Below are 20839 nucleotides of genomic sequence, written 5' to 3' on the forward strand. Positions count from 1 at the left end.
TATGGTTTAGATTATCGAATGTTCTTCCTTAAAACATTTCCCATACATTATGCTAACGTTTTTTGAATAGCCTCAATTACTCGATCTGCTTGAAATGGTTTCACAATAAAATCCTTAGCACCAGCTTGAATGGCATCGATTACCATAGCCTGTTGACCCATTGCAGAGCACATGATCACCTTTGCATTTGGATCAATTCCTTTGATTTCCTTCAATGCAGAAATTCCATCCATTTCAGGCATGGTAATATCCATTGTGACAAGATCCGGTTTTAATTCCTTATATTTTTCAACTGCTTGTGCACCATCTGCAGCTTCCCCAACTACATCAAAGCCATTCTTCGTTAAAATATCCTTAACCATCATTCTCATAAACGCTGCATCATCAACGATTAAAATTCTGTTTGCCATTTCTATTACCCCGCTTACTTCATTTTAATTTTTTGATTCGATCTGTTTGGCTTACGATTTCTGTTATTCGTACACCAAAATTCTCATCTATTACAACAACTTCACCTTGAGCGATAAGTTGATTGTTTAACAAAATATCTACCGGTTCTCCGGCAAGCTTGTCTAATTCAATAATGGATCCTGAACCAAGCTCCAATATATCTTTAACTGTTCTGCTAGTCCGCCCTAATTCAACTGTTACCTGAAGCGGAATATCAAGCAGCATGTTAAGATTCTTTGTTTCAGGCACTTGAACAGGTACTTCCTGGAAATTAGAAAATACTGCTGGTTGTACATTAATATTGCTTTGCGGTTTTTCTTTTGTTGGGCTTGATGCCGTTGCAAAAGAAGAAGTAGGGACCGCTGTATTTTGCATGGACGGCGAATAATCCGGATATGCTGCAGAATTTACAGTTTCTTGACTCATCGTCTGCGTAAAACTTGTATTTGTTTCAGGTTGTGTTATTCCATTATCAGGCTGACTTGGTTCATCATTGTTCATCAGATCATAAACTAAGCTTTTCGCAAAGTCTAACGGAATTACTTGCATTATGGATGAATCTATTAATGTACCAATTCTTAATCGAAACGAAATTTTTACTAGCAATTCTTGATTAGGCAGAGTTTCAGTTCCTGATCCGACTGCGAAATCGATTATATCAACAACCGGTGGTGAAATATCAACACGCTTATTAAAAACGGTAGACATGGAAGTTGCTGCAGATCCCATCATTTGATTCATTGCTTCCTGAACAGCACTAAGTTGAATTTCATCCATCATTTCTCCAGGATTTTCTCCCGTCCCACCGAGCATCAAATCTGCAATAATAGCAGCATCGGATTGTTTTATCACTAATAAATTCATTCCAGTGAATCCTTCTGTATACCTTACTTGGATGGCAACATGTGGATGTGGAAATTCATCTTTTAAATCTTCCCGCTTTATAATAGTTACTTCTGGTGTGGTTATATCAACTTTTTGGGATAGCAGTGTAGAAAGTGCTGTTGCAGAACTCCCAAATGATATATTACCAATTTCGCCCAGTGCATCTTTTTCCATTAAGGATAAATAATCTTCTACGCTCATTTCCTGAACATCTTCACTATCGTCGGCAGTTCCTTTTAAAAGAGCATCTATTTCTTCTTGTGATAGCATATTACTCACTGTCATCATCCCCCCCTCTTAATACTTCCAAAATTTGGATAGCCATTCTTTTTCCAACGATACCAGGCTGTCCTACAAACTTTGTTGTTCCTTCAATATTAATTTTGATTGGATCATCAATCTTCTGAACTAGTGGGATGATATCCCCTTTGTCCAGATTTAAAAAATCTTCAATCGTAATTTCAGAAGAACCTAATTGTGCCACTAATGGGATGAATGCATTCTTAAGCTTCTTTTCCATCAATTCCGTCTGGGCAGGTTCTCTTTCCTTATGATTTGTCTGCATCCAATAATGGACCGAAAGCTTTGGAATAATCGGCTCCAGTGCAACATGCGGGATACATAAATTAATCATTCCGCTGGCATCACCAATCGTTGTATTCATTGAAATGACCACGACGGTTTCATTTGGTGACACCATTTGCAGAAATTGAGGATTTACCTCAAACTCAGACAAGTATGGATCAATATCCACCATATTTGCCCACGCCTCTTGATAATTCTCAAATGCCCGATCAAACATGTTAGACATAATCCTTTTTTCTATTTCCGTCAGGTTATCAACCTTATTGACACTTGTTCCTTTTCCACCCATGACACGATCCATCATCGCATAAGCGATATTAGGATTGATTTCCATTAAAATTCTGCCTTCTAATGGAGGAACCTCAAAAACATTTAAAATAGTCATTTTCGGAATGGAGCGAATAAATTCCTCATATGGAATTTGATCGGCGGATGCGACAGAGATTTGCACATAAGTTCTTAACTGTGCAGAAAAGAAAGTCGTTAGTAATCTTGCAAAATTTTCGTGGATTCTGGTTAAGCTTCTAATCTGATCCTTTGAAAATCGCAAGGCTCTTTTAAAATCATAAACTTTAACCTTTTTAGCTTCTTCTTCTTTCTTTATATCCTCTGCATTCATTTCACCAGTGGAAAGTGCAGAGAGCAAAGCATCAATTTCATTTTGCGATAATACTTCACCTGACAATGTTCCCACCTCCTTTTAATATGCACTTCATGTTTTTATTGAATAACATAAGAGGTGATGTATACATTAACAACTTTACCATTTTGCATAATTTTAGATATCTTATCCTTCAAGGCCATTCTTAATTTGTCTTTCCCTTTTTGACCATCTAAATCATTAGGGCTCATTTCCGATAATTGATCAATAATAATATTTTTGACCTGAAAATCTCTCTTTGTCAGCTCTTCTTGTGCTTTTTTGCTGTCTGTTTCAAGCTTGAATGATATTTTAATAAAATTATTGCTCTTTAGATTAGTGGTGATTTCTGGTACATCTACTGACTGTTTTAGAACTTCATCAATGGAAGGTGCTTTATTAGCACTTGTATGATCTAATTTATAAATAACAATAATTGCTACTGCTCCTGCTAATAAGATTACTAATAATAATATTAACATCGTTCTCATCATTTTATTTTTCATCTAATCCACCTCCCATGTTAGTGCTGCCAAGTATATTTATAGATTGATAGAATAAGATTATTTGTTTATGTATATTGTCTTCATCTTCCAGCACCACAAATTTATGGCCGTTTGTTAAAGTAATCGTCGTATCGGGAAAGGATTCGATCGTTTCGATATATAGCGCATTGATTTGAAACTTCTTACCGTTTAATCGTGTAACTGTGATCATATTATCAGGACTAAGAGGTGAGTCTTAGTCCTGTCCCTCCCTATCTTAATGTTTTAAATTGACTAATTCTTGAAGAATTTCATCAGATGTTGTTATAATTCTAGTATTTGCTTGGAAACCACGTTGAGCTACGATCATTTCTGTGAATTCTTCGGAAAGGTCTACGTTGGACATTTCTAAATAACCTGCATTTACGGAGCCACGCCCCCCACTATTAGCAACTCCATCTTGAGGTGCTCCAGAGTTTTGGTTATCTTTCAATAAATTACCACCAACCCTCGTTAAACCTGCTGGATTATTAAATTTCACTATACTAATAGTACCTAGATTAACCGCATTTCCACTTGCATCAACCCCCGTTACTACACCAGAAGAGTTAATATCAAAGCTTGAATAAGTGCTGCTTGGAATTGTAATATTTCCACCACCATTTTTTTGAACAAAGTAACCATCACTATTCACTAGGTTTCCATCTTTATCTAAGTAAAAATTCCCAGCACGTGTGTAATATGTTTGGTTACCATTTTTGACAGTAAAATAGCCATCTCCATCAATTGCAAGGTCTAGTGGCCGTCCAGTAGTTTGCATACTAGATTCAGTATCGACTATATCAATTGAACCTAAAGTAGATCCCAATCCTACTTGGATAGGATTTTTACCCCCAAGTCCACCTGATGGGGCACTAGCTCCTGAAATCGACTGGCTAATTGCATCCTTAAAAGTTACACGACCTTTTTTGAAGCCGTAAGTATTTACGTTAGCGATATTGTTACCAATTACGTCTAATTTGGTTTGGAAGTTTTTCATTCCGCTTATTCCTGAGTACATTGAACGTAACATTGTTATTTTCCCCTTTCAGTCTTCTGCAAATTTCATAAGAATAGAGCTATTTCTAAAAACTGCTTCTCTCATTCCACAGTTTCAGCTTCCTTTTAGGTCCAGCTGTTTTTATTCAACTATAATAGCACCTGAAATGTTCGTGAAGATTTGTGAGCATGCTTCGTTTTTATCCATTGCAGTGATTACTGTATTATTTTTGGCACTAACGATAAGAGCAGCATCCTTCACTAAAACTAAAGAATCATTTACACCTTTTTGCTTCGCTTCCATTACCTTCATTGCAATTTTATCCCAAAGAGGCTGATCTATTTTTATCCCTCTTTGTTCCATCCTTATACTGGCATGTTTACTAATGGTAAGTTTCTCTGAATTATTTTTTAACGCCTCGTTAAAATGTTGTGAAAACGACGATTCTACTTTTTTATTTTGCTGATTTGGTTTCGGTAAAGTATTTTTTGGCGTAATTGGTTGTAATGGAACCTGATGAATAAAGGGCTTCACCATTCAACCACATCCTTTTAATTTTCTATTTTCGTTAATTGATCCGGTTTGATATTTTGATCGTTATCTAAACCTAATACTATTTCACCATTTTTTAATGCAGCTGATTTAACGATTGCACTTACTTCTTGATTTTGATCATCTAACCATGTCACTTTCTTGCCAATTAGATAACTAGCCTGGACTAAAGAATTATCTTTAGACTGGGCGTTTACCTGCGAAATATTAGCTGCATCTAATTCTGTTCCATCATCTAAAATAAACTTTGGCGCATTATTGACGAAACGAACCCCTGTTACGACACCCGTTCCTTGTGTTATAGTAGGTTGTCCATTAGGTTCACTACTTGGAGTAGATTTATGCCAAGTAACTTGTTTGCCTACAAATTGTGTATAATCTATTAATTGACTTTGTGTTTGCGAATCTACAAATTGCTGCATCGTCTGGTTCATGTTTGTCATTTGCTCTAACGATGAGAATGTAGCCATTTGTGCAATAAAATCTTTATCCTGCATCGGATTCATAGGATCCTGATTTTGCAATTGAACCATAAGGATTTTTAAAAAGTCGTCTTTTCCTAAAATATCTGAGCCTGTTTTTCGGTCAGCACTTTGTTTATTTGTGTATAGCAAACTTGGATCTATTGTGTTTCCCATAATCATCACCTATATTATTTTTTCTAGTAAACTCTCACTTAAAAAATTGGAAAAGGATGTATCATTCTCTTCTTCATTTTCTTGATTAGGTGTTTCATTATTTTGGCCGGATGATTGTTGTCTTGGATCTTGTTGTCCAAATTTTTGTGTCTGGGTTTCTCCATACAGGACATCAATTTTATCCACCTGAATATTTTGCATAGAAAAAGCGTCTTTTAATTGATTGATTTGAGAATCCAATAAATCCTTCGCAGTCCCGCTGCTTGCAAACATTTTTGCCGTTATACTTCCTTTATCCTGTAATAATTCAATTCTAATAGAACCTAAATGTTCTGGATAAAGTTTAATAAATAGTTTATTTGTTCCGTCTAATCCTGTTGTAAGCTGTGATTTTGCCAGGATATTCGTAAATTCTTTGACAAATTCACTATAATTACCTGAGGTTTCAGTTCCCTTTCCAAGATGCAAAATAAATTGCTCTGTTTTTGAAATAGGATTCATCAAATTAGAAAACAAATTTGTCTGAGCAGACGAGTCTTCGATATTTTCACCTGAACCTTTCGAAACTTCATTAACTTGATTTATGTCAGATACCATACTTTGGCGATCCTTTAATATAGAAGAAAAGGCAGTTTGAAGAATCGTATTTTGTGTTGTTAATTTACTGTTTCTTACCAACAATTCAATTTTTGCAATTACATTCTGTAAACCTTCATTCAATTGTGTTAGCTGTTTAATATCTCCCATTGATAAGTCAACAGTCTTGGCAAGCTGTTCAGTTACCTTTACATTTTTTGCAAATGTTTGAAGCTGATTTCCTTTTAACTGTTCAAAAGCATCAGAAGGCAGTTTTGAAACGGCAGAGGCTAACTCAGACATTCCTTTTAAAAACTTACCATCCACTAAGGAGCTTTTCACTTCTTTCAATTGAGACAAAAATTGCGGTAAATTTGCAAATAGGCTTTGTAGACTATCAAGCAAATCATTCATTTGCGCTTTCCAGTCTTCCTTCGTCATCCCCAACAAGTTACTAATTTGGTCATCAGAAATTTTATCGTTATTTGTAAAGCCTAGTCCATTTGTATTTGGTAATCCATTTTTTAATATCTGCAAAATTGTTTTTAAAACATCTGCCAGATTTTCAGTGGAACCTATTCCATCCTGATTTCCTTTACTTGCTTGAAGCTGCAGCAAACTGGAAAACGCATTATTTGTATTCCCTGTTTTTAAGCCATTTTTACCAGTATTTACCGATGGAGAAATTGAACCTAATGGAAGCATCGTGACATTCATTATTTCACCTCCTTTCAAAATCAAATGCATAAGCGACTTGAACATCGGCGTATGGATTTCGTAGTCGCAGGCTCGAGATAAAGGAAACCGTGCTGAAGTAGTTCACGAGCTGATGTTAACTTATCGTAGGGAGAAGACGTAGAAATCCACTAGCCGATAGGCGCTTAAGCTAGACGCAGACCCCTTTATAAAAAGTTTATCCAAGGCTATTCACATGGTTTAATTTTTTATTTCCTATGCAAATACATAATTTTTAATTTGAGCTTCCTCCAAGCATTTCTGTATATTTCGCAGCACGGTCGGCAGGCATCTTTTCTAATATACTTGCTAATGCCTCTGAGCTTAGCTTAGATAAAATCTTCACCGCGTTTTCATCCTTCATTTGAAGGATAATCGGGGCCGCGTTTTTCGGATTCATGGATTCATATGAGCTAACAATTTCTTTGAAATCTTTTGTACTTTGGGCTTGAGACTTTTGTAAGCTTGCAATTTGTTGTTGAAGTCTTTTTTGCTCTAAAAGTAATTGCTGTTTTTCATTGTCCCCACTGTCTAATTGCTTCTGCAGATTTTCAATTTGTGTATCTTTGTTTTGAATTTCTGCATTTAAACTGATTATCTTATCCTCATCTGCTTTCGATCTGTTCGTAGCATTATTAGCAGACAATATATGAGTTTTTTCCCCAAGTTCTTTTGCCTTCTCAAAAACATTGATCCCCGCAATTGTTGTGACAATTAATGCTATAACAATCGCAAATAATAATGGTATGACAACGACATATATGAACCATAAAAACTTGTTGCCTGATTTCTCTTCTTCTAGTAATGCTTCCTCTTTTGCCATACAATCACCTAATTTCCTGTCCGATGAAAATATTGGAGAGTAGAAATTTCATCCGTTACCTTGTCCTCTTCAAGTTTCATTTGTTCTAAAAACTTTTCATAATCTTTTATTTTCATTTTTTCATATTTTTTTACTTCGACATTTTTTTCAATCAGTTGTGTTTCACACCAATTCATACGATTCCTTGCATTCAATACAAGTTCTTGATAATACTTAATAGATTTTTCCATGTTTATAATGAATCGCTGGTAATGTCTTATTTCTTGAACAGATGATCCAGTTTGCAGCTTTTCTGCTTGGAATAATTCTAAATCTTCCTTTTTCTTCAGTAAACGATATAACTCTTCTGCCACTTCTTCGAATGTTTTAATAGCATTTTGATAAGCTGATAATGCTTCCTCTTTTTCGCGTTCCTTGAAAGTTAAAACCTTTTCGAATTTATACTGGTATTTCATGTTCATTCACCATTTTCAGCGAGATTTATGATAGAAGCAATACTTTCATTCATTGTAATTTTTTCATCAGTTCGTTGTTTTAAGAAAGAAATAATTTTCGGATACATTTGAATAGCCAAATCAATTTCTTTTGAGCTACCTCGCTTATAAGCCCCAATGTTTATGAGATCCTCTGCATTTAAGTATGTACTTAAAAGATCTCTGATTTTTTCTGCTGCTTGTTTATGCATATCAGAAACAAGATGATTCATTAAGCGGCTTACGCTTTTCAATATGTTGATAGCTGGATACTGTCCTTTATTGGCTAAAGCACGATCCAATACAAAATGCCCGTCTAATATTCCGCGTACAGTATCAGCAATAGGCTCGTTCATATCATCACCATCTACCAACACCGTGTATATACCTGTAATGGTTCCGTTTTGATTCGTACCTGTTCGTTCCAATAATTTAGGTAATATGGCAAATACGGAAGGGGTATATCCCTTCGTTGCAGGAGGCTCCCCAACTGCTAGTCCGACTTCACGCTGTGCCATTGCAACACGGGTAACAGAATCCATCATAAACATTACATTTAGACCTTTATCTCGAAAATACTCGGCGATGGCAGTTGCCGTAAAAGCACCTTTAATCCTCATTAATGCCGGCTGATCCGAAGTAGCACACACGACGATGGATCTTGCCAGCCCTTCTGGTCCAAGATCTCGCTCGATAAATTCCCTAACCTCACGTCCTCGTTCCCCAATAAGTGCAATTACATTCAAATCCGCTTTTGTATTTCGAGCTATCATTCCCAAGAGCGTACTTTTTCCAACACCACTTCCCGCAAATATCCCGACCCTTTGTCCTTTACCCACGGTTAAAAGACTGTCTATCGCACGAACCCCGAGCTCCATCTCTTCCGAAATAGGCGGACGCGTTAATGGATTTGGCGGTGCCTGTTCCGTTTGGATGGCCATTAAACCTTTTGGCAATGGTGAATCATCAAGCGGATTGCCAAGGGAATCAATAATTTTTCCAATCAATGAATTGCCAACTTTCACTTCGAGTGAACGGCCAGTAGCTTCCACTAAACTTCCAGGAGATATATCTTGTATTTCTGTATATGGCATGAGAATAACATTTTCTTCTTTAAAACCAACTACTTCCGCCATTATTTTTCTGCCTTTTTTCTTACCGCCAACATGAATGAAGCATACTTCACCGATTGAACTTTCGGGCCCGATGGATTCAATCATTAGCCCTACCACTCGGTTTACTTTTCCAAACCGCTTATAAGTTTCAATATTTGGAATGAAAGTCAAAAGTTCACTTGCTTTCATGAATAGACACCTTCTAATACCTCATGCAATTTCTCTTGTAACATGTTAAGCTGGCTATCAATGCTAGCATCAATTCGACCATTTTCGGTTTCCACAACACATTGATTTTCCGTAAATTGTTCATCACCGTAAATATAACATTGTACCTGACCGGCTAAAATACTATCCAATTCATCCTTTCTTGACAGGATTATTGGGTATTTTGAAGGATGAACGATAATTTTTATCTCTTGATTTTCCCTCACTTCCTTAACTGTTTGTTTGACAAGTGAAAGAAATTTTTCCGGCTCTCCTGTTAATGTGTCACATAAAATTTTTTTAGCAGCCGTTATACCTAAATCTAAAATAACTTTTTCTGATTCTTCGATGTGTTTTACAAATTCATTTTTGGCATGAGCAACCATTGTATTCGCTTCATCTATTCGTAAACGATACTCTTCAAACCCTTGATTTCTGCCCTCTATAAGTCCTTGTTCAAATCCACTCTTTTTAGCTTCTTCAATCCATAATTGCTTTTCTTGAATCCACTGTTCTTTTTCTTGTTCGATTTGTTCCCTTATTTTTTGGGCTTGTTCCTCTGCCTCTTGAATCATCGATTCGGCTTTATGCTGAAATTGACTTAAATATTTTTGTTTCTCCATTTCGAACAAGGCGTTTGTTTCATTTTGCTCAAAACTATTTGCAATAAAAATATCTTTTAAGTCAATTATTTTTCCCGGAAGTTCATTATTAAAAGAAGATTTAATAATCTTAGACAATGATGTCATCTCCTCCGCCACGGGCAATAATAATTTCCCCGGAATCTTCCAGTTTTCTGATAATCGTTACAATTCTTGATTGCGCCTCTTCTACATCTCTTAAACGAACTGGTCCCATATACTGCATTTCTTCCTTAAAGGATTCAACCATACGGGTGGACATATTTCGGAAAACAACATCCTTTACTTCCTCACTGGATACTTTAAGAGACAATAGTAGATCCTCATTATCAGCTTCACGGATAACCCTTTGAATGGAACGATTATCTAATGTCACAATATCCTCGAATACAAACATCCGTTTCTTAATTTCCTCAGCAAGCTCAGGATCTTGAATTTCCAATGAATCTAATATTGTTTTTTCTGTTGAACGATCCACTCCGTTCAATACTTCTACAACAGCTTCTATACCGCCAGTTTGTGTATAGTCTTGGGTTACGGTTGACGATAGCTTTTGTTCAAGTATTGCTTCTACCTCGCTAATAATCTCCGGCGAAGTTCGATCCATAATTGCGATACGTCTTGCTATATCAGCTTGAACATCTTGTTGTAATTCCGATAATATTTGCCCCGCTTTTTCTGGTTCCAAATAAGAAAGTATTAATGCGATTGTTTGCGGATGTTCATTTTGGATAAAATTCAGGATTTGAGAAGGCTCTGCACGTCTTGCAAAATCAAATGGTTTGACTTGCAAAGAAGATGTTAACCTATTAATAATGGTTGCGGCTTGTTCAGACCCTAGTGCCTTCTCAAGAACCGTTTTTGCATAGCCAATCCCGCCTTGAGAGATATAATCCTGTGCTAAAGCAATATTATGAAATTCATCTAATATTTCTTCTTTTGTCTCAGTGGGAACTTTTTTAACTCCTGATATTTCCAGAGTCAGCTTTTCTATCTCTTCTTCTGTTAAATGCTTATACACGGATGCCGAAACATCAGGACCTAAGGAGATAAGAAGGATAGCGGCTTTTTGTTTTCCAGACAAACCTTTTTCTCTACTTGCCATTCCTTACCCCCCTATTCTTCGGATAACCATGTACGTAATAATTTTGCAAATTCATCTGGCTTATCTTTTGCCATTTTTTCTAATTGTTTTTTACGAAGAGTTGTTTCCGTTTCATGTTCTTCATTAACATCAGCAATTTGAATTGGTTCTGTTTTAACAAAATCATCCTCTTCTTCTACATCTTTCCTTCTAGCACGAAGCATAAAGAATATCAATAGGCCTATGATTAGTAATAATATTCCTCCAATGACATAGACCCACCATGGAATTTTTGACTGGTTAACTGGTGCAGAGGTCGTATTTCCATTAAAAGGCTGCACTGATACAGCGATTTTGTTTTGGATAGCCTGGTTAGAAAGATTCGTTCCGCTGCTCTTATCAATAGAAGTACTTATAATAGTAGATAAAATTTTATTAATATCATTAATTCTGCTTTGCGGCAGTGAACTCGGATTTTTTGGGTTTGGCGGTTCTACCATGACTTGAATTCCCAAATCACGTATCTTATATGGACTTTGAACAATTTGATTATGAATTTTATTTACTTCATAATTCATGGTTTCTTGAATTTTTTCATAGTCGCCATTTCCATTCGAGCCATTTTGTACATACGTTGTTCCAGAACCAGTATCGGATGAATTTGTCCCTGGTACTCCGCCAGCTGCAGCAGCACCATTCCCAGAATACGTTTCCGTAATTTTTTGCGCACTAACGGCAATACCCTTCATATTTTGCTTATCAACAGGCTGTACTAAATGCTCATCTGTATTCTCCTGCGTAAAATCAATATCCGCGGTAACGCTTGTTACAACCTTGTTATACCCCATTAAAGTTCCTAGCATTGTTTGAACTTGTCTTTGGATATCTCTTTCAATTTGATGCTTTATATCCATCTGTTCAGCAAATGTACTTCCAGTAGAATTTTTATCATTATTTAAATCAAAATACTCAAAATTTTGATTCATAATGACGATATTATCTGTAGGAAGATTCGGTACACTTTTGGATACTAAATTATAAAGTGATGTTATTTGTTTATCAGTAAATTCATACCCAGGCTTTGTCGTTAAAACAATGGAGGCTGAAGCTTGTTGATTAGGATCGTTTACAAAAATTCCTTTATCAGGCATATTGATCATAACCTTAGCATTTTCTACACCATCCACTTGTTTAATAAGATTGGATAGTTCTGTTTGCATAGCATCTAATTTGATGACATTAAACTCATTGTCCGTCATACCGAAGCTTGCATTTTGACTAAAAAAGGAATAGTCAATACTTCCTGTCTTTGGAATGCCCTCTGATGCCAATTCCACCTTGAGATTATCCACATCCTGTTTCGGCACACTAATGGTCTTTCCATTATCGCTAATAACCGACTTGATTCCTTTAGAATCCAGACTCTGTTTGATGGAACCCGTTTCAGTTGGTTCAAGATTACTATATAAAGGAACCATCGTTGTTCTGGTGGTAAAATAAGTAATCCCTAAAATAAGTAAAAGAATTATTATAAATGCTGATATACCTGTGATCTTTTGTTTTTTTGTTCTGCTTTTCCAGTAATCTTTAATTCTATTAAAGAATTGTTTTATATTCTCATTCATTTCTTTCCCCCGAATCACATTTCACTTTTATCTTATTGTCTTAATCGAAGGTATTGGTATTAGCAATAAACATAAATATTATACTTGCATTCTCATTGTTTCTTGATAAGCTTCAACAACCTTGTTTCGAATTTCAAGAGCCGCTTGCAATGTAATATTGGCCTTTTGTGCAGCAATCATAACTTCATGTAAATCAACATTATCGCCATTGGCTAATTTTTGTGTTAATACATCTGATTGAATTTGATCATTATTGACTTCGGAAATGGACTTTTTTAGCATATCAGCAAAACTAGTTTTTGATGGGTTCGCTGATGTTGTTTGTCCTAAATTATTTTGATTAAAATTTATTTGGCCTGACGGACGAAAAATATTGGCCGCGACCGTATTAATATTTTGAAGAGCCATAGAAGAACCTCCGTTCATGTATAAAATGTATAAACTATCAAATTTTTCAAGCTTAATGTAAAGCTCAAAGAAATATGTATTTACTTACCAATTTCTAACGCCTTCATTAACATGGCTTTATTAGAATTAAACACCGTTACATTCGCTTCGTAAGATCTTGTAGAGCTCATAAGGTCGACCATTTCTTTTAATGGATCGACATTTGGCATTTCAACATAACCGTCAGCATTGGCGTCGGGGTTTTGCGGATCGTATACAAGCTTAAATGGTGTATTATCATCAACAATTTTTGCAACTTTAACACCATTACCAGTTGTATTGCCCGTTGCCGCTTGCAAAAAAGATGAAAAAGAATTGGACATTGGTTCTAGAACTACCTCTTTTCGCTGGTATGGCTGCCATTTTCCGTTTACCAATTTGCCTCTTGTTGTATCAACATTAGCCATATTGGAGGAAATAACATCCATTCGTAAGCGTTGTGCAGTAAGAGCAGAGGATGTAATGTTCATGCTATTAAATATTGACATTTTTATTTGCCACCTTTAATTACAGTTTGTAAAGTAGAAAACATTCCGTTAATTCGGTCCGTTAATGCACTATAATAGATTTGATTTGTAGCTAAGTTCGACATTTCTTTATCTATATCCACACTATTCCCGTTATCGTTATATTCCACATTTTGTTGTGTAATAATAGCCGGATTATCAGAAACAGATTGAAACGGAATATGCCGTTGATCTGTCATCTTAGCTGAAAAGGCTTGATTCATAGAGCTGTTCAGCATTGCCCCGAATGAAACATCTTGCGCTTTGTAGTTTGGAGTATCTACGTTGGCAATATTGTCCGCTATTACTCTTTGTTTTAATGAAGAATAATTTAAGGCATTCTCTACCGTGGAAAATGTATTGTTAAATAACTTCAAATTTCTACACCTCTATTTAAGATACGACATTTTTTTATCCATTACGACATAATATTCTATCAACTATTTTAATGTTTTAATATCTTAGTGTCCATGCACATATTTTGAAATTTAAGTAATTACATATCAAATTTTTAAAATTAGTTCTTTTGGATTATAATTATTACGAAACAACAACAATATATACAAAAATACGACATAATTATCAAAAAAGTTAACTGAATTCATTTTATCAAGGGAAGAAATTACAAACTAGTGGATAATATTAGATATATATGAGGAATAATAGCTTCATTTGAAAAAAAGCCGTCAATTATCAACAATTGACGGCTTTTTCTTTTGATTATTTTATATTTACCAATTTCTGAATGCTTAGTTTGCTTTTAACTTGTCTAATTCTACTAAGAATTTATCATTTAACACTTTAATATAAGTACCTTTCATCCCTAGTGAACGTGATTCAATAACACCAGCACTTTCCAGTTTTCTAAGAGCATTTACAATCACTGAACGTGTAATACCTACACGATCCGCAATTTTTGAAGCGACAAGTAATCCTTCTTTTCCATTAAGTTCTTCAAAAATATGTTCAATAGCTTCTAATTCACTGTATGATAAAGAACTAATCGCCATTTGAACAACTGCTTTACTTCTTGCTTCTTCTTCAATTTCTTCAGACTTTTCACGTAAAATTTCCATTCCTACTACGGTTGCACCGTATTCAGCAAGGATTAAATCATCGTCATTAAATTGTTCCTGAAGTCTAGCAAGAATAAGCGTACCTAATCTTTCTCCTCCGCCGATGATCGGAACGATAGTAGTTAAGCCACTTACGAATAAATCTTTATTTTCAACTGGAAATGCTGTATAGGCACTTTCAATACCAATATTTGATGATGTTTCATTAATATTAAATAAACTGTTTGTATACTCTTCTGGGAATTGACGTTCCTCTAACATATGGGACATGCGTTCATTTTCAATTTGTTGGTTGATAGCAAATCCAAGTAATTTTCCACGGCGACTAACAACGAATATATTCGCCTCAATTACCTCACTTAGTGTTTGCGCCATTTCTTTAAAATTTACCGGTTTACCGGCAGCCTTTTGTAACATAGCATTAATTTTTCTAGTTCTGTCTAATAAATTCATTTTTCTTCCTCCTAGTGTTTTTATAATCATTGCAAAAATTTTTCAAAAAAATAATTCCGAATCCTTGTTGATCCATTACTTTATAATATGTGAACACTACCTTTAGGAACTTTTCTCGCCTATAAAATAAATTGACTTAAGTCCTTGTTTTGCGAAATAGCACCAAGCTTCTCGTTTACATATTGAGGTGTAATAGTAACCTTTTCTAGCGTTATTTCAGGTGCTTCAAAAGATAAGTCCTCAAGAAGTTTTTCCATAATCGTATGAAGACGTCTGGCACCTATATTATCGGTATTCTGATTCACTTCAAATGCAATTTCAGCAATTCTAACAATAGCTTCGTCAGAAAATTCAATTTGTATACCTTCCGTTTCTAATAATGCTGTATATTGTTTTATTAACGCATTATCAGGTTCCACTAAAATTCGATAGAAATCATCTACCGATAGTTTTGTTAATTCCACTCGAATTGGAAAACGTCCCTGCAACTCAGGAATTAATTCAGAAGGTTTTGCCATATGGAATGCACCCGCAGCAATGAATAAAATATGATCTGTTTTTACGGAACCATACTTCGTTACTACAGTAGACCCTTCGACAATAGGCAGGATATCTCTTTGAACACCCTCTCGTGATACTTCACCTGCTGAAGAATTGCCACTTTTGCTGACAATTTTATCTATTTCATCAATAAAGATAATACCCGTTTGTTCTGCGCGATAAACAGCCTCTTGCGTAACATCGTCCATATCTATTAGCTTTTGTGCTTCATCATTCGTTAATACCTTGCGTGCTTCACTAACGGTTAGCTTTCTTTTTTTCTTTTTCTTTGGCATAAGATTGCTTAGTGCATCCTGCATATTCATTCCCATTTGTTCCATGCCGGAGCCTTGCAGCATATCAAACATGGAAGGAGCTTGCTCTTCAATTTCGACTGATACAAGTTCGTCTTCAAGTTCTTTATTTGCAAGCTTAGTCTCAATAATTTTTTTTCTTTCCTTCATGGATACATCTTCTGCGGTATCCTCATCCGATTCGTCGTGTTCTTGCACATTTCCGCCGCCAAATAACATTTCAAATGGGTTTTTATAATTATTTGTTTTCTTCTTAGCTGGAACAAGAAGCTCAACTAAGCGGCGGTTTGCGTTTTGCTCCGCAAGATCCTTTACATCATTAATTCTTTCTTCTTTAACAAGTCTTACAGAGGTTTCCACCAAATCTCGAACCATGGATTCTACATCGCGCCCCACATATCCAACTTCCGTAAATTTAGTCGCTTCAATTTTTACAAACGGAGCACCGACTAATTTCGCCATTCGTCTGGCGATTTCCGTTTTTCCAACTCCAGTTGGCCCAATCATTAAGATATTCTTTGGAATAATTTCTTCACGAAGTGCTTCGGTTAAAAGGCTTCTTCGATAACGATTTCTTAGTGCAACAGAAACTGCTCTTTTTGCATCTTTTTGCCCAATAATATATTGATCAAGTCTTTCAACAATCTGTCTAGGCGTTAAACTCATCGCTTTGTTTATTTTATAAGCCAAGATACCCTCACTCCTTCTTTCATTATGATGAGACAATCTTACATCTGAAAAATGAGATGTAGATAGTCCCTGTTACTAAAGAAGATAAGTATTATAATTCTTCCACAATAATATTCGAGTTCGTATAAACACAAATATCAGAAGCAATTTTTAAAGCCGCCTCCGCCATTTCTTTTGCAGATAAATGATCTCCACTAAATTGTTTAAGTGCGCGGCCTGCTGCCAATGCATAATTACCACCGGAACCTATCGCCAATATTCCATCATCCGGTTCAATAACTTCACCAGTACCTGAAACTAGCAATAGATTTTTTTCATCCATTACGATTAACATTGCTTCTAATTTTCGCAAAACCTTATCGCTTCTCCATTGCTTCGCCAATTCTACTGCTGCACGCGCCAGATTTCCATTGAATTCTTGGAGCTTACCCTCGAACATTTCAGATAGGGTAAAAGCATCTGCAACAGAACCTGCAAAACCAGCAAGTACTTTACCATTAAACAGCTTTCGAACCTTTTTAGCTGTATGCTTCATCACTACAGCATTACCAAATGTAACCTGACCATCGCCAGCCATAGCGCTCTTGCCTTTATGTTGAATAGCAAATATCGTAGTTGCGTGGAAATCGCCCATTTCAAACACCTCCGAAAAGATAGTGCATTTTATATGATACCTTCAGGAAATTAAAATTAACCGAGTATGCTGTTTAAATTTGGAAGTAATATATCTTTTTATTCCCATAAATTATACATATTTCTTCATGGTTTTATACCTTATTTCACATTCAATAAATAAATTAAAATTTACCAAGGCATGTATTTATGCTCTTGGGTGGTGTGCAATATACGTTTTTCTAAGATGTTCTTTTGTAACATGTGTATAGACTTGTGTAGATGATAAGTACTCATGACCCAAAAGCTCTTGAACCGTTCTAATATCTGCACCATTATCTAATAAATGAGTTGCAAAAGTATGTCTGAGCATATGCGGATGCATTTTTCCAGTAAGTGCTGCCTTTTCAATTACGCTATTCAATATATGTCTGATGCCCCGAACGGTTAATGGGGTTCCTTTATAATTTACAAATAATTGATGATGAGGGGCTGCGGTTTGCATCAATTGGTTTCTTGCTGTATTTATGTAATCATGAAGGGCGACACGCGCAAATGAGCCGAAAAGCACAATACGCTCTTTATTTCCCTTACCATTTACAAGAATAGCATCGAAATCAAAGTCTATATCCTTCAATTGTATGTTTGCGCATTCACTCACTCGTATTCCAGTTGAATATAAAATCTCAAGCAATGCCTTGTTCCTTTTATCGAGAGGACTGGGTCCATCACATACTTGAAATAGCTTTTCCATTTCTTCTTGATAAAAGAATTTTGGAATTCTAAGTTCCTTTTTCGGCTGTATTAAGAGAGCAAATGGATTTTCTACTACAATCTTTTCCCTCATCAAAAATTTGTAAAAGCTGCGCAAGGAAGAAATTTTACGTGCTAAGCTCGCTCTTTTGTACTTACTCGAATATAGTTGGGTTAAATAGAGTCTTGCATCAAAGTACTCTACCTTTTGTAAATCGGAAATACCTTGTTCAATCATGAACATAAAAAAGTGTTCAATATCTTGACGATAAAATTTTATTGTATACTCCGAGTAATTTTTTTCAATTTGAATATACTCGATATATGAAACTAAACAGTTTTCCAAGACTTCATTCATATTTAACACCTCACAAGGGCTACTAAATAGTATCATAATTTAGTAATCCTCGCAACGAATAATACAAATTTTTCATAAAGTTTTGAATTGTTCCTAAATCTAAGATGTCTGACCTATTTTCACTGTTGAAGGAATTATCCTTCTGCATTTTACAACACTAATTAAAATAAAGAAAGAAAAAGGGGCTTCGAATCGAAAAGTTCACAAAACCATCAATATTTTTACTTAATATGTAAGATAAGAGCAATAGCTAAGAGGTAAACTTTATCATTTCCTACACTACAAGTTAAAAGAGTAAGCAATCGCTTACTCTTTAGCTTTCCGCTTTTTCCTTATAATCACAATTTGTACATTGAACTTGAATTCCCTTTTTCAATTTCTTCTCTACAAGTACATGATCACATTTAGGACACTTTCTTTCAATTGGTTTATCCCAGGATATGAAATCACAGTCAGGATAGCGATCACAGCCATAAAATGTTCTTTTTTTCTTTGTTTTACGTTCAATAATATTTCCTTTTTCACATTTAGGACATTTGATGCCGATTTCTTTAACAATTGGTTTTGTATTGCGGCAATCCGGGAAATTGCTGCATGCCATAAATTTACCGTAGCGGCCCATTTTAAAGACCATTGGACTGCCGCATTTCTCACAATCCTCTCCTGCAAATTCATCTTTAATTTCAATCTTTTCCATTTCTTCTTCCGCTTTTTTCAGCTTTACTTCAAAATCTTTATAAAATTCATCAATGATTTTTACCCATTCGACTTTCCCGTCTTCGATTTCATCCAAATTATTTTCCAGCCTAGCTGTAAATTCTACATCGAGAATTTCCGGGAAAAACTCTAACATGAGCTCTATTACTATTTCTCCAAGCTCTGTTGGAACAAAACGTTTATTTTCTAACGCCACATACCCTCGCTTTTGAATGGTATCAAGGGTTGGAGCATAAGTTGAGGGTCTTCCTATGCCTAGCTCCTCTAATGTTTTTACAAGTCTTGCTTCCGTGTAACGCGGAGGCGGCTGTGTAAAATGCTGTTTCGGATCAATATTCGTGGATTTTACATTATCTCCCGTCTTTAAATCCGGTAATAAATTTTCCTTCTCCTCATGCCCATCATCCGTTCCTTCCACATATACCTTCATAAAGCCGGAAAACTTAACTTTCGAACCATTCGCCCTAAAACCAACATCTCCATTTAAAATATCTACACTCATCGTGTCCATAATAGCCGGAGCCATTTGACTAGCTACAAAACGGTCCCAAATAAGCTTATATAAACGCAATTGATCCTTGCTTAAATATTCCTTTAATGAGTTCGGATCTCGGAATGTGCCGGTTGGTCGTACTGCTTCATGAGCATCTTGCGCATTCGTTTGCTTTTTATCTTTTCTTTGCTCTGTTCTAGCATACTCTTCTCCATAATTTTCCTTGATATATGATGCTGCTTCCGATTGCGCAACCTCCGAAACACGTGTTGAATCCGTTCTCATATACGTAATTAACCCGACGCTGCCTTCTTTGCCAAGATCAATACCTTCATAAAGCTGTTGAGCTAGCATCATTGTTTTTTTTGCCCTAAAATTCAACTTCCTAGCAGCTTCTTGTTGTAAAGAGGAAGTGGTAAATGGTGGTGATGGATTTCTTTTTCTTTCCTTTTTTGTAACGGAAGCAACCGTATACTTATCGTCCTTTAATTTAGACAAAACATCTTTAACATCTGATTCGGATGTTAAATCTAATTTTTTTCCGTTAATGCCATAAAAGGAAGCTTGAAAAGTTTCCTTTCCAAATTCGAAATCAACAGTGATGGACCAGTATTCTTCCGGAATAAAATTCTTAATTTCATTTTCACGGTCGATAATAAGCCGAACCGCAACCGATTGAACTCGCCCAGCACTTAATCCTTTCTTCACTTTTTTCCAAAGTAATGGACTGATATTATATCCAACTAAACGGTCTAAAATTCTCCTTGCTTGCTGAGAATCGACTAGATCCATATTAATTGGGCGCGGGTGTTTAAAGGATTCTTTAATAGCATCCTTCGTTATTTCATTAAAAACAACCCTGCAGTCAGAATGAATATCCACATCCAGACTATGTGCTAAATGCCATGCAATTGCCTCTCCCTCTCTATCGGGGTCGGCCGCAAGATAGACTTTTTTTGCTTTTTTCGCGGCTGTTTTTAAATCTTTTAATATCGGTCCTTTACCTCTTATGGTTATATACTTCGGTTCATAATTATGTTCAGTATCCACACCTGTTTGACTTCTAGGCAAATCCCTAATATGTCCCATAGATGCTTTCACTTTGTATTTTTTTCCAAGATATCGTTCAATGGTTTTCGCTTTCGCAGGCGATTCCACGATTACTAAGTAGTCTGACATCAAAAATCCTCCCCAGAGGTGTTATATAAATTTCTTTCAACTATCCTTACATTTGTAATTTTTACATGTATTGAAATCAAGTGTACATAATAGACCTGATTTTCATATTTGTCAATTATTCCTTAATAAAAACTATCCTTCAAGCACA

At 35.6% G+C, this 20839-nt stretch carries 23 protein-coding genes; all 23 read right to left on the reverse strand.

Annotation, left to right across the window (positions count from 1 at the left end):
- Positions 1-47: 47 nt before the first annotated feature.
- Positions 48-410, reverse strand: coding sequence for a response regulator (locus tag NSQ59_RS16595; RefSeq protein WP_055740402.1), 363 nt, complete (start codon positions 408-410; stop codon positions 48-50).
- 19 nt (positions 411-429) lie between these two features.
- Complete coding sequence (fliY, locus tag NSQ59_RS16600) at positions 430-1620, reverse strand: flagellar motor switch phosphatase FliY (protein WP_055740403.1); 1191 nt, start codon at positions 1618-1620, stop codon at positions 430-432.
- Positions 1607-2605, reverse strand: coding sequence for a flagellar motor switch protein FliM (gene fliM / locus NSQ59_RS16605; RefSeq protein WP_055740404.1), 999 nt, complete (start codon positions 2603-2605; stop codon positions 1607-1609). The genes fliY and fliM overlap by 14 nt, the downstream gene beginning before the upstream one ends.
- A gap of 35 nt (positions 2606-2640) precedes the next feature.
- Positions 2641-3066 carry a flagellar basal body-associated protein FliL gene (gene fliL / locus NSQ59_RS16610; protein WP_340832329.1) on the reverse strand — a complete coding sequence of 142 codons (426 nt, stop codon included), beginning with the start codon at positions 3064-3066 and terminating at the stop codon, positions 2641-2643.
- Positions 3056-3277, reverse strand: a complete 222-nt coding sequence (locus tag NSQ59_RS16615) for a flagellar FlbD family protein (protein ID WP_055740406.1) — start codon at positions 3275-3277, stop codon at positions 3056-3058. Before NSQ59_RS16615 ends, fliL begins: the two co-directional genes overlap by 11 nt.
- A gap of 45 nt (positions 3278-3322) precedes the next feature.
- Positions 3323-4117, reverse strand: coding sequence for a flagellar basal body rod protein FlgG (flgG, locus tag NSQ59_RS16620; RefSeq protein WP_055740407.1), 795 nt, complete (start codon positions 4115-4117; stop codon positions 3323-3325).
- 108 nt (positions 4118-4225) lie between these two features.
- Positions 4226-4621: a TIGR02530 family flagellar biosynthesis protein gene (locus tag NSQ59_RS16625; RefSeq protein ID WP_055740408.1), complete on the reverse strand. Its 396-nt coding sequence runs from the start codon at positions 4619-4621 to the stop codon at positions 4226-4228.
- Between the two features lie 14 nt (positions 4622-4635).
- Positions 4636-5274, reverse strand: coding sequence for a flagellar hook assembly protein FlgD (gene flgD, locus NSQ59_RS16630; RefSeq protein ID WP_055740409.1), 639 nt, complete (start codon positions 5272-5274; stop codon positions 4636-4638).
- A gap of 9 nt (positions 5275-5283) precedes the next feature.
- Positions 5284-6567, reverse strand: a complete 1284-nt coding sequence (locus NSQ59_RS16635) for a flagellar hook-length control protein FliK (RefSeq protein WP_055740410.1) — start codon at positions 6565-6567, stop codon at positions 5284-5286.
- A 253-nt stretch (positions 6568-6820) separates the two neighbouring features.
- Positions 6821-7408 (reverse strand): MotE family protein, encoded by a 588-nt coding sequence (locus NSQ59_RS16640; protein WP_340832331.1) that lies wholly within the window; start codon positions 7406-7408, stop codon positions 6821-6823.
- A gap of 8 nt (positions 7409-7416) precedes the next feature.
- Positions 7417-7863, reverse strand: a complete 447-nt coding sequence (gene fliJ, locus NSQ59_RS16645) for a flagellar export protein FliJ (RefSeq protein ID WP_055740412.1) — start codon at positions 7861-7863, stop codon at positions 7417-7419.
- 2 nt (positions 7864-7865) lie between these two features.
- Entirely contained in the window at positions 7866-9185 is a 1320-nt protein-coding gene (fliI, locus tag NSQ59_RS16650; RefSeq protein WP_126646899.1) for a flagellar protein export ATPase FliI, read from the reverse strand.
- Positions 9182-9943, reverse strand: coding sequence for a flagellar assembly protein FliH (gene fliH / locus NSQ59_RS16655; protein ID WP_340832333.1), 762 nt, complete (start codon positions 9941-9943; stop codon positions 9182-9184). Before fliH ends, fliI begins: the two co-directional genes overlap by 4 nt.
- A complete protein-coding gene (gene fliG, locus NSQ59_RS16660; RefSeq protein ID WP_055740415.1) occupies positions 9936-10949 on the reverse strand; it encodes a flagellar motor switch protein FliG in 1014 nt (337 codons plus the stop codon). Before fliG ends, fliH begins: the two co-directional genes overlap by 8 nt.
- A gap of 11 nt (positions 10950-10960) precedes the next feature.
- On the reverse strand, positions 10961-12553 hold the full coding sequence (fliF, locus tag NSQ59_RS16665; RefSeq protein WP_340832334.1) for a flagellar basal-body MS-ring/collar protein FliF: 1593 nt from the start codon (positions 12551-12553) through the stop codon (positions 10961-10963).
- A 78-nt stretch (positions 12554-12631) separates the two neighbouring features.
- Positions 12632-12961, reverse strand: coding sequence for a flagellar hook-basal body complex protein FliE (gene fliE / locus NSQ59_RS16670; protein ID WP_055740417.1), 330 nt, complete (start codon positions 12959-12961; stop codon positions 12632-12634).
- A gap of 80 nt (positions 12962-13041) precedes the next feature.
- On the reverse strand, positions 13042-13488 hold the full coding sequence (gene flgC, locus NSQ59_RS16675) for a flagellar basal body rod protein FlgC (protein WP_340832335.1): 447 nt from the start codon (positions 13486-13488) through the stop codon (positions 13042-13044).
- Positions 13489-13490: 2 nt separating this feature from the next.
- Positions 13491-13883, reverse strand: coding sequence for a flagellar basal body rod protein FlgB (flgB, locus tag NSQ59_RS16680; RefSeq protein WP_055740419.1), 393 nt, complete (start codon positions 13881-13883; stop codon positions 13491-13493).
- A gap of 372 nt (positions 13884-14255) precedes the next feature.
- Positions 14256-15035, reverse strand: coding sequence for a GTP-sensing pleiotropic transcriptional regulator CodY (gene codY, locus NSQ59_RS16685; protein WP_055740420.1), 780 nt, complete (start codon positions 15033-15035; stop codon positions 14256-14258).
- Positions 15036-15154: 119 nt separating this feature from the next.
- Positions 15155-16555: an HslU--HslV peptidase ATPase subunit gene (hslU, locus tag NSQ59_RS16690; protein ID WP_161809285.1), complete on the reverse strand. Its 1401-nt coding sequence runs from the start codon at positions 16553-16555 to the stop codon at positions 15155-15157.
- Between the two features lie 115 nt (positions 16556-16670).
- Positions 16671-17213 carry an ATP-dependent protease subunit HslV gene (gene hslV, locus NSQ59_RS16695; RefSeq protein ID WP_055740421.1) on the reverse strand — a complete coding sequence of 181 codons (543 nt, stop codon included), beginning with the start codon at positions 17211-17213 and terminating at the stop codon, positions 16671-16673.
- Positions 17214-17399: 186 nt separating this feature from the next.
- Complete coding sequence (xerC, locus tag NSQ59_RS16700) at positions 17400-18302, reverse strand: tyrosine recombinase XerC (protein ID WP_126646906.1); 903 nt, start codon at positions 18300-18302, stop codon at positions 17400-17402.
- A 313-nt stretch (positions 18303-18615) separates the two neighbouring features.
- Positions 18616-20691, reverse strand: a complete 2076-nt coding sequence (topA, locus tag NSQ59_RS16705; RefSeq protein ID WP_340832336.1) for a type I DNA topoisomerase — start codon at positions 20689-20691, stop codon at positions 18616-18618.
- Between the last annotated feature and the right edge of the window lie 148 nt (positions 20692-20839).

Source organism: Margalitia sp. FSL K6-0131, assembly GCF_038008735.1.
Taxonomy (GTDB): Bacteria; Bacillota; Bacilli; order Bacillales; family Bacillaceae_C; genus Margalitia; species Margalitia shackletonii.

Bases quoted from the DNA above. Each gene is read 5' to 3' on its own strand.
- NSQ59_RS16595 (WP_055740402.1), bottom strand. From the start codon at position 410: ATGGCAAACAGAATTTTAATCGTTGATGATGCAGCGTTTATGAGAATG.
- fliY (WP_055740403.1), bottom strand. From the start codon at position 1,620: ATGACAGTGAGTAATATGCTATCACAAGAAGAAATAGATGCTCTTTTA.
- fliL (WP_340832329.1), bottom strand. From the start codon at position 3,066: ATGAAAAATAAAATGATGAGAACGATGTTAATATTATTATTAGTAATC.
- NSQ59_RS16615 (WP_055740406.1), bottom strand. From the start codon at position 3,277: ATGATCACAGTTACACGATTAAACGGTAAGAAGTTTCAAATCAATGCG.
- flgG (WP_055740407.1), bottom strand. From the start codon at position 4,117: ATGTTACGTTCAATGTACTCAGGAATAAGCGGAATGAAAAACTTCCAA.
- NSQ59_RS16625 (WP_055740408.1), bottom strand. From the start codon at position 4,621: ATGGTGAAGCCCTTTATTCATCAGGTTCCATTACAACCAATTACGCCA.
- flgD (WP_055740409.1), bottom strand. From the start codon at position 5,274: ATGGGAAACACAATAGATCCAAGTTTGCTATACACAAATAAACAAAGT.
- NSQ59_RS16635 (WP_055740410.1), bottom strand. From the start codon at position 6,567: ATGAATGTCACGATGCTTCCATTAGGTTCAATTTCTCCATCGGTAAAT.
- NSQ59_RS16640 (WP_340832331.1), bottom strand. From the start codon at position 7,408: ATGGCAAAAGAGGAAGCATTACTAGAAGAAGAGAAATCAGGCAACAAG.
- fliJ (WP_055740412.1), bottom strand. From the start codon at position 7,863: ATGAAATACCAGTATAAATTCGAAAAGGTTTTAACTTTCAAGGAACGC.
- fliI (WP_126646899.1), bottom strand. From the start codon at position 9,185: ATGAAAGCAAGTGAACTTTTGACTTTCATTCCAAATATTGAAACTTAT.
- fliG (WP_055740415.1), bottom strand. From the start codon at position 10,949: ATGGCAAGTAGAGAAAAAGGTTTGTCTGGAAAACAAAAAGCCGCTATC.
- fliF (WP_340832334.1), bottom strand. From the start codon at position 12,553: ATGAATGAGAATATAAAACAATTCTTTAATAGAATTAAAGATTACTGG.
- fliE (WP_055740417.1), bottom strand. From the start codon at position 12,961: ATGGCTCTTCAAAATATTAATACGGTCGCGGCCAATATTTTTCGTCCG.
- flgC (WP_340832335.1), bottom strand. From the start codon at position 13,488: ATGTCAATATTTAATAGCATGAACATTACATCCTCTGCTCTTACTGCA.
- codY (WP_055740420.1), bottom strand. From the start codon at position 15,035: ATGAATTTATTAGACAGAACTAGAAAAATTAATGCTATGTTACAAAAG.
- hslU (WP_161809285.1), bottom strand. From the start codon at position 16,555: ATGAGTTTAACGCCTAGACAGATTGTTGAAAGACTTGATCAATATATT.
- hslV (WP_055740421.1), bottom strand. From the start codon at position 17,213: ATGGGCGATTTCCACGCAACTACGATATTTGCTATTCAACATAAAGGC.
- xerC (WP_126646906.1), bottom strand. From the start codon at position 18,302: ATGAATGAAGTCTTGGAAAACTGTTTAGTTTCATATATCGAGTATATT.
- topA (WP_340832336.1), bottom strand. From the start codon at position 20,691: ATGTCAGACTACTTAGTAATCGTGGAATCGCCTGCGAAAGCGAAAACC.